This window comes from Agarivorans albus, from assembly GCF_019670105.1.
Classification (GTDB): domain Bacteria; phylum Pseudomonadota; class Gammaproteobacteria; order Enterobacterales; family Celerinatantimonadaceae; genus Agarivorans; species Agarivorans albus.
The window spans coordinates 1,112,368-1,126,759 of sequence record NZ_AP023032.1; the positions used below are offsets into that span (position 1 = coordinate 1,112,368).

Here is a 14,392-nt window from a genome sequence, read left to right on the forward strand (position 1 = left end):
CAAGCGTTTAAATAGGGTGGCTAAACTTAAGCAGGGCTAATGTTTTTTGCTTACGCTATTTCGATGCTTAGTTAAGCCCTTGTTGCTATTTAGTTTGTTGCGTAGGCTGGGGTAAATTTTTAGTGAGTACGCCGCTTTGTTCTTTTTTATCGCCTTAACCGCTACCTTTGCCTATGCCCTACAAGGGGTGCTAATGGCCAAGGTTTATCGCCAATCAGATCTGCTTAGTGCGGTGGCCTACCGCGGTTTAAGTTTGTTAATTAGCATGTCTCCCTTACTGCTATTGGTGCCGCTGTCTGCGTATTCTGGTTTTATTAATCATGCTGGTTGGTTGGTACTAGCGGCGGGTTTAGCCGCCTTGGCTAACTGGGCTAATGCAATAGCCTTTGTAAGGTTATCTGTGGGCATTGCTAGCGCTTTATCTATGGCATTTACGGCGCTGTTTGTCGGCTTGTTGGGCGAATTACTGTTAGATGAGCGTTTGAGTCCATTGCAATGGTTAATGGCCGGACTAACCTTACTTGCTGTGCTGCTGTTGGGAGCAAGTCAAACTCGTACTAACACTAAATCCTCGGAGAGTGCCGCTCAATACAAACCGCTTATTGGCATTGTAGCCAGTGCTTGTTATGGCGCTTTAATGTCTTGCGCGTTGATACTGGTGGCTAAAATGTCGCGCGACAGTCACCCATTTTTAGTGGGTTTTAGCTGGGAAGTGATGATTGGCGTGGTGGCTATGTTAATGGCGTTCGCGCGAGGCAAGCTTAGTGGCCAAGCCGGAATGCAAAAGGTGACAGCTGCGCAATTTAAACAGATCCTCATTTTTGCCTCACCTACGGTCATTGGCACTGGCTGCTATGCCTTAGCGATGACCTTAGGCCCCCTAGCCATTGCGGCAGCTGTGTTAAGCACTATGATGGTATTTAGTATGCTACTCGGCTGGTGGCTATTAGCGGAAAAGCCTACGCTCAAACAGTGGGCAATGATTAGCCTAGTTTGCATTAGTGTTATAGGACTAAAGCTAGTGGTTTAGGGGAAATACATGTTTGAACAAAGCTTAATAATCGCCGCGGCTTTTGGTTGTGGTTTAGTGGCTGGTATTTTTGTGGCATTTTCGAATTTCGTAATGCCTGCTTTGGCTAGGCTGAATACTCAGCAAGGTTTGGCGGCCATGCAAAGCATAAACATTACGGTGCTTAACCCTGGTTTCTTAGGCTTGTTTATGGGCACGGCAATTCTGTGTTTAGTAGTGCTTGTTTGGCAGGTATTTTTTGCCGCAACAATTAACTTATGGCTGGTGGCTGCAGGCCTTTGTTATTTACTGGGCTGCTTTACGGTGACCGCGTTTGCCAACGTACCAAGAAATAAAGCGCTGGCGCTAATTTCCGTGGATGATGCGCAAAGCGAAGCACAAAGCTTGCAGTGGCAGCAATATTTAGCGGAGTGGACCTATTGGAATCACTGGCGCAGCCTTGCTTCTGCGCTAGCGATGTTACTGTTTATGTTGGGTTCATAGTAAACCTGCTATTTGCAAAGCTGCAGTTCTATTTGCTGTTCGTGGCAACAATCTTAGTGCTTATCCCACCTAATTTAGCGCTTGTATTCGTTACTGCAAGCATGCGGTTCTCTAGTCTGTAAGGTTTTTCGGGGAGCGATAGGCTTTGTTTGTTGTGCGGCCTTGTTTGAAAAATCTACTTCTGCATAATGTTATCTTTCTTGGCTACTTTAATAAGGTTTCATTATGATTAATATCGACTGGCTACAAACCTATTGCACCTTAATTGAAACCGGACATTTTACTCGCACCGCTGAAAAGCTTGCGATGACTCAACCTGGCGTAAGCCAGCAAATTCGTAAGCTAGAACACTACTACCAGAAAACTCTGTTACAACGAGAAGGCAAAAGCTTCACGCTCACAGAGGCGGGCAATCAAGTGTATTTGCAAGCACAGCAAACCTTGGCTCAACTTAACCAGCTTGAACTGTCACTTAAACAAGATGATCCTCATGCCGGTTTGTGTCGGATTGCCAGCCCCGGCAGCGTGGGTTTGAAGCTCTATCCAAATCTGTTGGATTTACAAGCAAAATACCCTGATTTGGTGTTTGATTATAAATTTGCACCCAATGCTAGCATCGAACAAATGCTGGCCGATCGTCAGCTAGATTTAGGTTTTATTACTCGACCCAGTACCCTAAGCGAGCTGGCTACCCAAGCCTTCGCAGAAGAGGCTTTGGTATTGGTAACACCGGCACGATATAACAATGCTAGTTGGCAAGACTTATTAGATTTAGGTTATGTGGACCACCCCGACGGCGCCCATCATTCACAATTGTTATTGTCAGCCAACTACCCAGAGTTTGAGCAAACAAGCCAATTTAAACTTCGCGGATTCTCTAACCAAATTAGTTTGATTTTAGAGCCGATTGCAATGGGCTTGGGCTTTACGGTGTTGCCTGCACACGCAGTGGCCGCTTTTGCCAAACCTGAGCTTATTGCTGCTAGCCATTTAGCTAATCCAGTGAGTGAAACCATTTATTTGGTGCAGCGCCGTTATCATCGTTTGGCCTCCCGCTTTAAGTTGGTCACCGACAATATGCAACAGTGTTTGGTGCAGAAACAGCCTGATTAAGGCTGGTTAAATTGTGATTAATGTCTCATTTAGGTGTCCGTTCACCTAAAGCTTTCTTTTTCTATTTTGAATTAATAAACCGTTGAAAATTAATGTCTTAATTTTAAGGTGATTAAAATAATCGCTGGTTGCTTTTAAAGTAACTAATTGGTGTTGGTTCAATTTTTAGCTAAGCGTTTTCATAAAAATCTGACCCAGAGCTTAACGCATCAAACCTATAGAAGGCGTGATTGTAAGCAGTGGTATTTTTGATTGTGTTAGTACCAGCGAATGTGCAGGTGGCTGTAATCGCTAGCGCTAATTGTCTATTCTTTGATTTAAGCCCGCTCTATTGCGGGCTTTTTGTTTTTATCATATAAAGCTTAACTATAAGGACTATCGAGAGAGTTAGCAGGATGCTAAAGCCCGACCCACTAGCCAAAAAACTAAAAACTGGCGATTTGGTGTTCTTTTCTGGTAAAGGTTTAAGTAGCGACATTATTCGTTACGGCACGTTTAGCAAATGGTCACATGTTGGCATGGTGCTAGAACTAGAAGCCTATGACTTTGTGACCCTTTGGGAAGCCGTTCCTAATTCAAAAGATACCTGTTTGTACTCCCAACAAGCCAGCAATGGGGTGCAGGTAGTGCCGCTACACCAGCGCGTTAAACAACACTTGGGCAGTATTTCAATTCGCCAGTTGTTAGGTGGAACCTTGTCGGATGAGCACCTAAGCAAATTAATGCAATTGCTTGAACAATTAAAATTACGCCATTATGAACAAGACTTTTGGGAGCTGGCTCGGGCTGGATGGGAAGGCCCATTTGGTGAGAACCAAGAAAACTTAGATTCATTGTTTTGCAGTGAATTAGTGGCAGCGGCCTACCAACATATTGGTTTGTTGGATAAGCAAAAGCCCTCCAATGAATACACTCCTGCGAATCTTTCAGAAAAACAGCTTACTCACTTAAATGATGGTTTCTATTTGTCCCCAGAAATTGATTTGTTCTCAAATTGATAATGGGCGAGAAAAAGGACGCTTTGGCTAACTAATTGGGCTTACCTGCCAAAGCGTCAACATGACCAAACTTATTGCATCGTCCAGTCACCCCCTAAACTTTTATGTAAACCAACTATGCTGCTAGCGGTTTGTAGCTGAGCAAGCACTTGTGCGTCTTCAAGCAAGTTTTGCTGGCGTTGCGCATCTAAAACAGCCAAGTGGTCCAGTAGGCCAGCTCGGTATAGTGAGTTGGCTTTACTCAATGCAAGATCGGCTTGTTCGCTTGCTTGCTCTATGTTGCTGGCAAACACTTGGCTATTGCCATAGGCCATTAACATGGTTTCTACTTCAACAAAGGCTGCATTCACGGTTTGTTGGTATTGCAAAGCACTGTCGTTAAATCTTTGCTGCTGTATTTCTACCAAGGCGTCGTTTCGTCCGCCATCAAATAGGTTCCATTGCACCCCTATGCTAGCCAGCCAAGCGGCAGAGTCTGCTTTGAATAAGTCATCAAAGTTCTCAGCACTTAAACCCGGTCCTCCGGTTAAGAAAAAGCGTGGGTAACCCGCCACCAAACTGGCCGCTAGTTCTTGATTCACCGCTGCCATCTCGCGCTCGGCAATATTGATGTCGGGGCGCTGGTTAAGTAAATCAGAGGGCAAACCTAAGGGGATCATGCCTTCAAAGTCTGGCAAGGCTTCTGGCTCCCCAAGTTGCTCAGCCAAGCTAGACGGGGTTTGCGCAAGTACTAAAGCCATGCGATTTAAATGCACACTTTCGGCACTGTTAAGCTGGGGCAGGGCGGCGCGGCTTAAAGCCAGTGCGCTTTCTGCCTTGGCTACATCCATGTCTGAACCGTAGCCGCTGGCGCTAAGCGATTTAACCAGTTTAAGCACGGTTTCTTGTTCACTAATATTTCGTTTAGCAATGGCAATACGTTGTTGAGCACCGCGATATTGTAGATAGTTATTAATGATCTCTGCGCTCACTAAGGTGTGCATGCCTTGATGGAAAATCTCGGCCTGTTCACCCCTAATTTCTGCAGCGTTTACTTGCTTGTCTATTCGGCCAAACAAGTCCATTTCCCAACTTACATTTATGCCAGCAAAAAAGCCGCCGTTTTGCTGCTCAATTAAGTCGAACTCTCCGCCCGATATGGGATTTTCAATACCAAAAGCAGGGCCCGCTAAAGGATCGTTTTTACTGAGTTGGTAGCTGGTGTAGCCACCACCTAAGCTCACGGTTGGTACTTTAAAAGACGCCACCGCACTGCGATAAGCTTGCGCTGCTTGAACGCGGTTAGCCGCCATTTTAATGTTTAAGTTTTGCTGCTGAGCTTGCAGCACTAAATCATTTAAAATGGGGTCGTTAAACTGCTGCCACCATGCCGCCTCAACCGTTTGTTGGTTTACAAACTGATTAGACTGTTGCTCAGAGTACACGGTGTCTACCGATGCCTCCGGCATTTGATATTCGGGAGCACTAGCACAAGCGGTTGCCAATACTGAGAACACCATTACCGACAGGGCTTTGCTTGTAGTTAAAGGCTTAGTTTTGTTCATGGTTTAGCTCCGAACTTACGCTTAGATCTTCAGCTTTGTTTTCGGTTTGTGGGTCACGGTAAAAAATCCGATACCACGCAGGCATAATGATTAACGACAAGAAGGTCGCAACCACCAAGCCGCCAATAATAATGGCTGCCATTTGGTCAAATAAACGGTCACTAAGTAGCGGTACCATGCCTAGTACGGTGGTTAGTGCGCCCATCGAAATGGCCATGGTGCGGTTAATTGTGGCTTCTACAACGGCTTCGCTAATGCTTTTTCCTTGTTTGCGTTCTAGTTCGATTTGATCAATGAGCACAATGCCGTTTTTGATGATCATTCCCGATAGCGCAACTGCGCCAGTTAGGGCCATAAAGCCAAAGGGTTTACCAAAGAAGAACAGCGTCCAAGCGCAACCTATCGCGGCTAGCGGCAAGGTAATTAAAATAATCGCTGGCTGTTTTAAGCCATTAAATAGCGCCACCATTACAATCACCATCATCAACGTCGCTTTTGGAATTTGCTTTAAGGTGTCGTCAATTGCGCGTTTTTCATCGTAGTACTCACCGCCCCATTCAAAGCTGTAACCATAAGGCAACTCAATAGCTTGAATTTGCTCGGCTAACTCTTTGCGCACATCGGAAGGTGTTTGGCCAAATACTTCTGCTTGCGCAGTGATAATTGGTACCCGATTACGGCGCCAAATAATGCTTTGCTCTTCGCGGGTTTCGAAGCCGTCGACAACTTGGCTAAGTGGCACAGTGTGTAAACCCAATAATGAGCGAACAGGAATGTTCTCTAATTGCGCTATATCGGTATTGCTGCTTTGCATTTTAATTGGCAATGTTTCATCGCCTTGGCGCAGTGCTCCCACAACTACACCGCTAGACGCTCGTTGGATAGCAAGTGCTACGTCGCTGCGATTAATACCTGCGCGGCGCATTTTGTCTTGGTTCATAATTGGCACCAGCTGTTTACTGGTTTGTCGCCAATCATCACGTACATACTTGGTATTAGGATGAGCATTAAAAATGGCTTGAGCTTGCGCTGACAAGTCTTGCAGAACTTGCGGATCGGGGCCTTTAAAGCGCGCTTCAATGGCAAACTTATCCTTGGTGGCTAGCTTTAAGTTTCTAAAGCGAGGTTCAGCATTAGGAAACTGCCTCATTAGCCAGTTATCACCACGTTCAATAAGCGGTGCAATAGATTCAAAATCTTTTGCATTAATCAGAATTTGCCCGTAACTGCTATCAAACGGTTCTGGCTCAACGGTTACCGAGAAGCGCGGAGCACTGGCACCTATGTAGCTTGAAATGCTGCTTACTTCGGGTTGCTCTAATAACCAGTCCTCAATCACTTTCATATCACGTGACACCACTTCGGTTTGTCCGCCGTTGGGTAGCCAGTAATCTAAAAATAAGATGGGTCTATCGGAGCCAGGCATAAAGTTAATCGCAATTTTTGGCACAATTAAGGCAGTAACAAGTAATGCCGGAATGATGCAAGCAATAGCGCTAAAAGGTTTTGCCACTACCCAGGTTAGAACCTTGCGCGCAATTTGGGCAAACTTTGGCTCTGGCTGGTCTACTTGTTTAGCCTTAGGTTTAATGAAGGCCCAACACATCAGAGGGGTAAGTGTCATCGCCACTAACCAAGACAATAGCAGTGAGCTACAAAGTATTTGGAATACCGAAATAGAAAACTCGGCTGCATCGGTTTGCGATAACAACACCGGGGTAGCACCCATAATGGCAATCACGGTAGCAGCGAGTAAGGGCACAGCGGTTTCTTTCACACTGTTTGTGGCGGCTTGATAGCGTTCTATGCCTTGGTTGAGTTTAGCCTTAAACATGTCGGTAATAACAATGGCGTTATCAACCAGCATACCTAGCGCCAAAATAAACGAGCCAACCGATACGCGTTGTAAATCAATGCCAGCAACTAGCATGTAAATAAGGGTAATAAGCAAGGTAATAAGCAAGCTACTGCCAACAATGGCAGCACTACGCAGCCCCATAAATACCCAAAGCACTGCCACCACAATAAGAATACTTTCTACTAAGTTGCTTACAAAGTTATTGATAGACTTTTGCACTTCGTCGGGCTGAAAGGCAATGGTGCCAACCTCGGTGCCAAGTGGGAGTTCGCTAGTAAACTGCTGAATTACCTGTTTTAGGGTGTCGCCCAAGGCCACTACGTTAATGCCATCTACTGGGCTTACTGCAACGGTAATCGCAGTGCTACCGTTATAACGGCTTTCTGATAGAGCTGGAGTTTGGTAATCCAAGTACACATCGGCGATGTCACCAAGGCGAATTAAGCCAGAACCGAGTTCGGCAATACCAGATTTAAGCAATAGATTTTGAATATCACTTAGGTTTTCAAAGGTGCCGCTTTGGCTAACTCTTATGCGCTCTTCACCAAGTTTAAAGCTGCCAGAATCTAGCACCATGTTTTGGGTGGTTAATTGGCTAAATACTTGAGCAGCCGAGAGCTGATGCTCTGCTAAGCGCTCGCTTGGCAAATCAATATTAACGATTTGCTGGGGAACACCATGCAGCTCTACTTTTTTAATGCCATCAACGGCTTTTAAGCGGCGTTGTAACTCTTTAGCATGGGCTTTTAACTCAGCTGGCGCTGCGTCGTCGCTGTGTACCGCAAACAGCATTCCGTATACTTCCGAGAACTCATCTTGCACGATGCTGATTTGGGCACTGGCAGGAAGCTCTAGTTTTACGTCGTTAACTTTGCGGCGTAATAAATCCCATTGCTGAGGAAGCTCTTCTGAGGTGGTGCTCTCTTTTAGATCAACAAAAATCATTGAACTGCCAGGGCGAGAAAGACTGCGTAACTTCCACACCGAGCCCATCTCTTGCAAGCGGGTTTCAATTTTGTCGGTAACTTGCAGCTCTACTTCCTGGGCAGATGCCCCAGGGTACAAGGTAACCACTACCGCACTTTTTACGGTAAACGAAGGGTCTTCTAATTTACCTAATCCAATGTAAGAGCCAATGCCTGCAATAATGCATAACACGGTAAAAAAGCATACAAAGGTGCGTTGGCGAATCGCGAATTCTGCGAGGTTCATCTTAACCCTCCTTCGCATCTAATAAATCACCTACTTGCTGTCCTTCGCTTAGGTAACGGCTACCAGCAACAATGATTTTATCGGCTTCTTTAAAGTCGCCGCTTACGCATACGTGTTGCTGAGTTTGGTTTACGATTTCACTGGCTACGGCTTCAACCTTGTGATTGTGAACGCGGTAAACTTTGGCCTTTGCTCCCTCAAGAATTAAGGCTGAATGCGGCAAGCAGTAGCGAGCTTGTTCAGATTGCGAGAGCGCTAAGCTTAGTTGAACCGATTTGCCCGGATACACCTCATCGAGAGTCTGCTCAAGCTTAAGTTTTACCGTATAGGTTTGCTTGATGAGGTCTGGCACGGTGGCAATCTCACTCACCTTGGCGTTTATGCTATCGGTTTTATCGTGCCAACTAACTTGCGCAGCTTGGCCAATGCTAAAGGCATTAATTTGATTCTCTGGCACTTCTATCACGGCTTCTAAGTGCTCGGGCTGGTGTAAGGTAAACACGCGCAGCGCAGGTACTGCTTGTTCGTGTTCTTCGGCAAAGCGTTGAGCAATTACCCCATCAAAAGGCGCGCGTAACTCGGTATAACGCAGTGCATCTTTAGCGCGTTGAATATTCTGGTTCACTACTTCAACGCTGGCATCGGCGCGTTGTTTGCCGCTAAGTGCGCGGTTTAGGTTAACCGGTGCTATGGCGTTGTCTTGGCTGGCTTGCTCAACCCGCTGGTATTCGTTGTGGGCGAGAGCTTGGGCCGACTCCGCTTCAAGTAGCTTGGCTTCTAGCTCAAGCAGGCTTACTTGGTAGTCGTGTGGGTCTAGGCGCGCAAGCACTTGCCCTTTGGTCACGCTTTGGCCATTGCTTACCAGTATTTCTTGAATGGTGCCCGGAACACGAAAGGCCAGCTTAGAGCTGGTGCTTGATTGCAACACACCGTTGTAATAGCTGTTATTAGCTTGGGTGGCGGCACTTAGGCTGACTACTTTAACAGGGCGCAGCTTTACATTGCTAATGTCTGCGGTTTGTTCGGTACTGCATGCGCTAAGCAAAGTAGCGCTTAGTGCTAAAGCGAGATAGGAGTATTTCATTGCGTGCTCCGGTGGAAGGATTAATTGCACGCATGGTAAACAGTTTTATTAAGGCTATCTGCTAGCTAATCTGTTTCGGTGTGTCACAAAAAACGTGACAATTACAAATACTCTGGTACACGAGAAGCAATATAATCTAACAGTAGCCGCGCCGTATGGGTTAAACCGTTACGGCTTGGGTAGACCATCCATGCGTCTTCAGAAGAAGAGACGTGATCTTTCATTAAGTGGCATACCGTGCCTTTTTCTATCATCGGATAAGCCAAAATATAGGGCACTAAGGCTATGCCTAAACCCGCCTCTACGGCTTGGGCAATGTGGGCGTAGTTATTACTAATATGGTGATGGCTTACTTCGATTTCTTGATTGGTAAACTGCCAGCGATTCTCTAATTTTTGGCTATAGCTTCGATAAATAATGCAGCTATGTTGCAGTAAATCTTGCGGAGTAATAGGCACTGGGTTTTGTTCTAAATATTCGGGGCTGGCAATAATCACTTTGCTAAAGCCACCTAGCTTTCTTGCGATAAAACTAGAGTCGTCTAACGAGCCTACATACATTGCCATATCTAGGCCATGCTCAAATAAACCTTGGTAGCTTTCGTTAGAGTAACGTGCCTCAACATTAATATCGGGATAGCGCTGTTTAAAGTTTTTTAGGATGTCGATTACATAGTGATCACTACCTACATTAACCCCCATTTTTACTAAACCACTTGGGCTAGCGGTGTGGCTATGCAAAGCGCTGTTTGCGTCGTTAAGGCGGCGAATAATGTCTTGCATGCTTTCGTAGTACTGCTGGCCTTGGGTGGTAAGGTTTAGCTTACGTGTGGTGCGAACAAACAAACGGGTACTTAGGCTTTGTTCTAATTCGTTGATGCGTCGGCTTACATTAGCGCGAGGTAAATCAAGAGAGTGGGCCGCAGCACTAAAACTGCCCGATTCCACCACTTTTATGAATAAAGAAAGATCTTCTACTCGCATAAGATATTGTCACCAAATTAGATACAAACTGAGCGAAGATTAACAGTATTGATGAGCAATTCAAGTTAAGTGTTTAGCGTTACAGCCTTAACAGCGGCGCAAACTGTATTGGCACTTTCTCACCTGTAAGATGAACTAACAGGTACTCATTTAGTAGCCTTCTTAGGCAAGGTTAAACTTGCGCCATTATTTGCGGCTATGGAATGCCGCTCTTTTCTAAAGGGCATTTCATTATTAGCAGGTAAAAAAATGAAGAAGACAATATTAGCAATAAGCTTGGCGGCGATCTCATCTGGCGTAATGGCAGAGCAAACTGTCGAGGCAAAAGCCGATGTGAACTATGGTGACCCAACCGCCACCTTTAGCTCTTTAGGTATTTCTCGCAGCAACGAACGTACTCAGCTAAACGGCACCTATGGCTGGGGAGCGGGCAATATGATCTTTGCCGATTTAGGCGCTGCTGATAAAAAAGATGAACAAGGCAAAATCGATTTTGATTATCGCGTTCGTTACTTCAAAGTAAACGATGGTTTGGGTTACTCAGTTGATGTAGTCGGCGATAGAAATACCACTACAGCATTGGTAGGTGGTATGTACAAATTTGATATCACCAAGAACATCTCACTGTTCCCGATGCTCTATGGCGGCTACATGAAAAGTAAACTAGATATGCCAATAAAGGACAGTAGCGAAACCTTTAAAGACTCATCACTAGTACAAGGCGGCTTATACGCCATGTACGCCTTCGACGACGGCCATTGGCTTTACGCCAACCCCAAAGCCACTTACGTAAGCCGAGCCAAAGATTTTGTGCCGCAAATTGAAGTAGGTGGTGGATACATGATTAATAGCAATATGTCGGTCGGCTTTAAAATTGACCACACTGCAGAAAGCAAAATCTCGAAAAAAGACACTGTAGGTTGGCTACAAGCCAGTGTCTACTTTTAGTGTAACTTCAGCTTAAACTCAGTAGCGCTTAGCTCTGCTGAGTTAAGGCCCCACATCTGCATTTGGCGCGTGTGCTACGGTGAAAGAGCGCTTAGCTAAAGGCATAAAAATGGCCCATTAACTGTGTTCATATACAGTGTTATTGGTTTTGCTTCATTTTGCCAAATAAAAGAGAGTAACTTTTGCGCGTTAATCCTTGAGGCTAAGAATTTTCAGGCGTAGTATCAATTACTTAGCTTAGTGTTAAATTAGATAATAGGTTTATTAACTGTGCATGCGCGTTTTGCTCAAAAGTGTATTGAGCCTGTTTCTTGTTTCTTCAATAAATTCAAAAGATTAAGTGTGCGCGTTTTCTCTGGTCTAATGAGGTAAACGCGCATGCGCAATATACAAATGTTAGAGTGCAATGATGAAATGTAGAAGTTGCTGCGAATTCATTAAAGAATCATCAATTGTTGATGAAATTGAATATTTCGTATGTCCTGCGTGTGGTGAAACCATTGAAATTGACTTGAGCCCTAAGAAATTAAGTTTGAATATCCTCCATCGAAAGGGAAGTGATAATACTCATGAAAGTTTTTCTTCTGACTTCATGATAAATGGGCAATCACTTTTAACTGATATAGTAAGAAGCGCGGGCGGACAAGGTGATTTCCTAGGCTGTTTTGCAAGAGGCTGGGATAATTTGAATGATCACAGCTTAAAACAACTTTTACTACAAGCACCACCTGAAACTGAATCAGGTCGAAGCCTAATTTATGTTTGTCCAGAGTGCGCTGATATAGGTTGTGGTGCTTACGGGTGCAAAATCACTAAAACTGACAATGAATACATCTGGAGTAACTTTGCATACGAGAATGGGTATGAAGAACCGGAACTAATTCATGGGATAGGCCCTTTTAAATTTAACGTTACAGAATATGAAAACGTGATTAACCGTGCATTTGCACTCTAACAAGTCAATTAACTACGCGCCTACGGCGCCGGACGCAGCAAAGCTGAGCCGGTTATTGAGGCGTTACCTGCCTTAGGAGATTTTGTGCCCAGCCAAAAGGAAATATGTAAAAAATTTGATGCAATACCACTTCTTTCACAAGCGGGTGAAAAGCTAGGTATAGCTATCGAAACTATTGGCATGCTGCCAGTTAATGGCTTGCGACTTGACCCCGAGAATGGAACATGTGGTTGGTATATTTGGTGCGGTGAAGAAATGTCCCAAGACGCTGACTTTTTCAAGCCATTGCACGTAAGCCATATATCGGAGTATCTACCTGAAGTTGAGCCGTATTTATCGTTGCCTCCAGGTTATAGGTTTTTAGTTGCTGGCGAGTACGAGGATGTATGGCATGATTCTCAGCTCACCAGCATGTAACAAGTTTAGGCAATCGGACGCAGCAAAGCTGCGCCGTTGCTAAAAGCGTTATAAGCTGGTGAGGCTGTGAGTTACTTTTTAATTATTTTTGGCGGTTTGATAGTTGTCTATACGTTACTCGCCTATATTACTGGTCTTCCGCAACTGACAGACTTTCTTCCAATTGGCGTCGGTTCCGATCAGCCGAGTGGGCAGTTTTATAAGGTAGTTCCCAGTGATAAGTCTGATTATGGGCCAATGTATATGCTCGGGCTTGGCATCATTCTTTTGGTGGCGGGGTTCGGCATTAAATATTTACTATCGCGCTAGGTGGCGCTTATAACAAACCGGTGCAAGCGAGCGCCTTACGCTACACTTTTTTGCGTATTCGCTGCGCTCAATATTAACGCAAAAAAGACTTCGTTTCAGGCGCCGCCTGACCGGGGCGTTAAATGCAAAAGGAAGTTATGGATTACGATAAGATGTATAAAGAATTATTTGCTCCTCTTGAGAAAAAATACGGGGAGCTGGATGACAATACGAGCACGTCCATAGTGGGTTTTTCAGTTGGTGGTCCTGTCTCTTTATCAAAAATTGAAGATAGAAAGCTCTATGTAACCTGTGAACTCGCAGCATATCCAGAACAGCAAGCTAGCGCCGAAGGATTGAAGTTTGAACTATTTTCAATTGGCGTTTTTTCTGAAGAATGGTGCCGATCTGTATTTACCGCTCTTGGTAACCTTACTTTTGAAGCAAAATTAGGGGATCGTCATACAATCAACATATCTGGATTAATTGAAGGCCCAGAGGCAACTAATACAGTTCAACTGCGCTTGTTTAGCAAAACTGATATTGGTAATGAGAAATATGGTCTTTATGAAGTCGTCGCGGTGTAAGCATTTAACAAATGCAGGCAGTCGACGCGTAAAAGCCTGCGCAACTGCTACAAACGTTAGAAGCCATGGATAGATATGAGCATTAAACAAGAATGGCAAAGGAAGTGGAGAGAAGCTTTAGGTGAGCCCACTGATTCAATGCCTGATATCAGAGAGGATTATGCTCTTCATTTCGACATATGGAATGTCGGTGATGACAAACTACAAGAATGTTTTTCAATATTCCCTAATGGCGACCGACTTCTAAAGCGAGTTAACGAAGTAAGGAAAACTCATCCTCAATCTACAGAAATCGATGATGAGAAACTTTTAAACAAGCTTGATCAGCTAAATAAGGATATCGAAACTGTACTCCGAGATTTTGGAGATGGCGGACTCATCGAATTAAATGGAGAAAAGTCTACAGCGAAGAAACGCTCCGTTTATAGAGGAGGCGAATCACTGAGACGTGAAGTACTTAAAAATGCTGATTCACCAACTGTGCATTTAGATGATGATCTGTGTGAAATCATAGAAAAACACTGTGGTGAGGAAGGTTATGAAGCCTTTTTCTTTTTAAGTGAGCCTCTATATCAGTTGTCCGGTTGCTATTACTCAGTTTCACACTGGATAGCATGGGCTATGGTAGAAAAAGAGTACGATGCTGATCCATATCAGGCAGCATTTGATTTATACAAAATAAAGGCACAGGCTGGGTGGTCAAATGACGAGCAATTCATTTACATCGTCAGCTAAGCTTCTAACAAGGCAATGCAATCTGACTTCGCAACCTGTCACTCGTTTTGCCATAAATCCGGCAAAACCAGCGCCAGCTTGCTACGCAGTTGATTGCGGCGTTACTTCTCGCCTAGCGCATTTACTCACTCCCAACAAAAAGCCCTCAACAACGAGG

14 protein-coding genes are annotated in these 14,392 nt (G+C 44.7%); 10 read left to right on the forward strand and 4 right to left on the reverse strand.

The genetic code is table 11. From position 1 onward, the window contains the following. Positions 1-136 precede the first annotated feature (136 nt). From K5620_RS05170 to K5620_RS05185, 4 genes are all read left to right on the forward strand, one after another. On the forward strand, positions 137-1,030 hold the full coding sequence (locus K5620_RS05170) for an EamA family transporter (RefSeq protein WP_016400887.1): 894 nt from the start codon (positions 137-139) through the stop codon (positions 1,028-1,030). A 9-nt stretch (positions 1,031-1,039) separates the two neighbouring features. Continuing rightward, entirely contained in the window at positions 1,040-1,513 is a 474-nt protein-coding gene (locus tag K5620_RS05175) for an anthrone oxygenase family protein (RefSeq protein ID WP_016400888.1), read from the forward strand. A gap of 225 nt (positions 1,514-1,738) precedes the next feature. Further along, positions 1,739-2,626, forward strand: coding sequence for a LysR family transcriptional regulator (locus tag K5620_RS05180; protein ID WP_016400889.1), 888 nt, complete (start codon positions 1,739-1,741; stop codon positions 2,624-2,626). Between the two features lie 395 nt (positions 2,627-3,021). Next, entirely contained in the window at positions 3,022-3,624 is a 603-nt protein-coding gene (locus tag K5620_RS05185) for a YiiX/YebB-like N1pC/P60 family cysteine hydrolase (protein ID WP_016400891.1), read from the forward strand. A 71-nt stretch (positions 3,625-3,695) separates the two neighbouring features. Here K5620_RS05185 and K5620_RS05190 read toward each other — a convergent pair whose 3' ends face one another. The 4 genes from K5620_RS05190 to K5620_RS05205 all read right to left on the reverse strand — a co-directional run bounded on the left by K5620_RS05190 (position 3,696) and on the right by K5620_RS05205 (position 10,305). Further along, complete coding sequence (locus K5620_RS05190) at positions 3,696-5,168, reverse strand: efflux transporter outer membrane subunit (RefSeq protein ID WP_016400892.1); 1,473 nt, start codon at positions 5,166-5,168, stop codon at positions 3,696-3,698. After that, a complete protein-coding gene (locus tag K5620_RS05195; RefSeq protein WP_016400893.1) occupies positions 5,155-8,238 on the reverse strand; it encodes an efflux RND transporter permease subunit in 3,084 nt (1,027 codons plus the stop codon). Before K5620_RS05195 ends, K5620_RS05190 begins: the two co-directional genes overlap by 14 nt. 1 nt (position 8,239) lies before the next feature. Continuing rightward, positions 8,240-9,322 carry an efflux RND transporter periplasmic adaptor subunit gene (locus K5620_RS05200; protein ID WP_016400894.1) on the reverse strand — a complete coding sequence of 361 codons (1,083 nt, stop codon included), beginning with the start codon at positions 9,320-9,322 and terminating at the stop codon, positions 8,240-8,242. 101 nt (positions 9,323-9,423) lie between these two features. Further along, positions 9,424-10,305, reverse strand: a complete 882-nt coding sequence (locus K5620_RS05205; protein ID WP_016400895.1) for a LysR family transcriptional regulator — start codon at positions 10,303-10,305, stop codon at positions 9,424-9,426. A 249-nt stretch (positions 10,306-10,554) separates the two neighbouring features. Between K5620_RS05205 and K5620_RS05210 the strand changes: the two genes are divergently transcribed. The 6 genes from K5620_RS05210 to K5620_RS05235 all read left to right on the forward strand — a co-directional run bounded on the left by K5620_RS05210 (position 10,555) and on the right by K5620_RS05235 (position 14,235). Further along, complete coding sequence (locus K5620_RS05210) at positions 10,555-11,253, forward strand: hypothetical protein (RefSeq protein ID WP_040306962.1); 699 nt, start codon at positions 10,555-10,557, stop codon at positions 11,251-11,253. 406 nt (positions 11,254-11,659) lie between these two features. Further along, positions 11,660-12,208, forward strand: a complete 549-nt coding sequence (locus K5620_RS05215) for a hypothetical protein (protein WP_215426361.1) — start codon at positions 11,660-11,662, stop codon at positions 12,206-12,208. A gap of 84 nt (positions 12,209-12,292) precedes the next feature. After that, on the forward strand, positions 12,293-12,625 hold the full coding sequence (locus K5620_RS05220; protein WP_016400897.1) for an immunity protein Imm33 domain-containing protein: 333 nt from the start codon (positions 12,293-12,295) through the stop codon (positions 12,623-12,625). A 66-nt stretch (positions 12,626-12,691) separates the two neighbouring features. Further along, the gene (locus tag K5620_RS05225; protein ID WP_040306963.1) at positions 12,692-12,934 is read left to right on the forward strand and encodes a hypothetical protein; all 243 of its coding nucleotides are present in this window, start codon (positions 12,692-12,694) and stop codon (positions 12,932-12,934) included. Positions 12,935-13,071: 137 nt separating this feature from the next. Beyond that, entirely contained in the window at positions 13,072-13,500 is a 429-nt protein-coding gene (locus K5620_RS05230; RefSeq protein WP_040306964.1) for a hypothetical protein, read from the forward strand. Between the two features lie 75 nt (positions 13,501-13,575). Next, complete coding sequence (locus K5620_RS05235) at positions 13,576-14,235, forward strand: hypothetical protein (RefSeq protein ID WP_016400899.1); 660 nt, start codon at positions 13,576-13,578, stop codon at positions 14,233-14,235. Positions 14,236-14,392: the final 157 nt, after the last annotated feature.

Excerpts from the sequence above, each read along its gene's own strand:
- K5620_RS05190 (WP_016400892.1), bottom strand. The coding sequence starts at position 5,168 with ATGAACAAAACTAAGCCTTTAACTACAAGCAAAGCCCTGTCGGTAATG.
- K5620_RS05175 (WP_016400888.1), top strand. The coding sequence starts at position 1,040 with ATGTTTGAACAAAGCTTAATAATCGCCGCGGCTTTTGGTTGTGGTTTA.
- K5620_RS05180 (WP_016400889.1), top strand. The coding sequence starts at position 1,739 with ATGATTAATATCGACTGGCTACAAACCTATTGCACCTTAATTGAAACC.
- K5620_RS05185 (WP_016400891.1), top strand. The coding sequence starts at position 3,022 with ATGCTAAAGCCCGACCCACTAGCCAAAAAACTAAAAACTGGCGATTTG.
- K5620_RS05210 (WP_040306962.1), top strand. The coding sequence starts at position 10,555 with ATGAAGAAGACAATATTAGCAATAAGCTTGGCGGCGATCTCATCTGGC.
- K5620_RS05230 (WP_040306964.1), top strand. The coding sequence starts at position 13,072 with ATGGATTACGATAAGATGTATAAAGAATTATTTGCTCCTCTTGAGAAA.
- K5620_RS05195 (WP_016400893.1), bottom strand. The coding sequence starts at position 8,238 with ATGAACCTCGCAGAATTCGCGATTCGCCAACGCACCTTTGTATGCTTT.
- K5620_RS05200 (WP_016400894.1), bottom strand. The coding sequence starts at position 9,322 with ATGAAATACTCCTATCTCGCTTTAGCACTAAGCGCTACTTTGCTTAGC.
- K5620_RS05215 (WP_215426361.1), top strand. The coding sequence starts at position 11,660 with ATGATGAAATGTAGAAGTTGCTGCGAATTCATTAAAGAATCATCAATT.
- K5620_RS05205 (WP_016400895.1), bottom strand. The coding sequence starts at position 10,305 with ATGCGAGTAGAAGATCTTTCTTTATTCATAAAAGTGGTGGAATCGGGC.
- K5620_RS05235 (WP_016400899.1), top strand. The coding sequence starts at position 13,576 with ATGAGCATTAAACAAGAATGGCAAAGGAAGTGGAGAGAAGCTTTAGGT.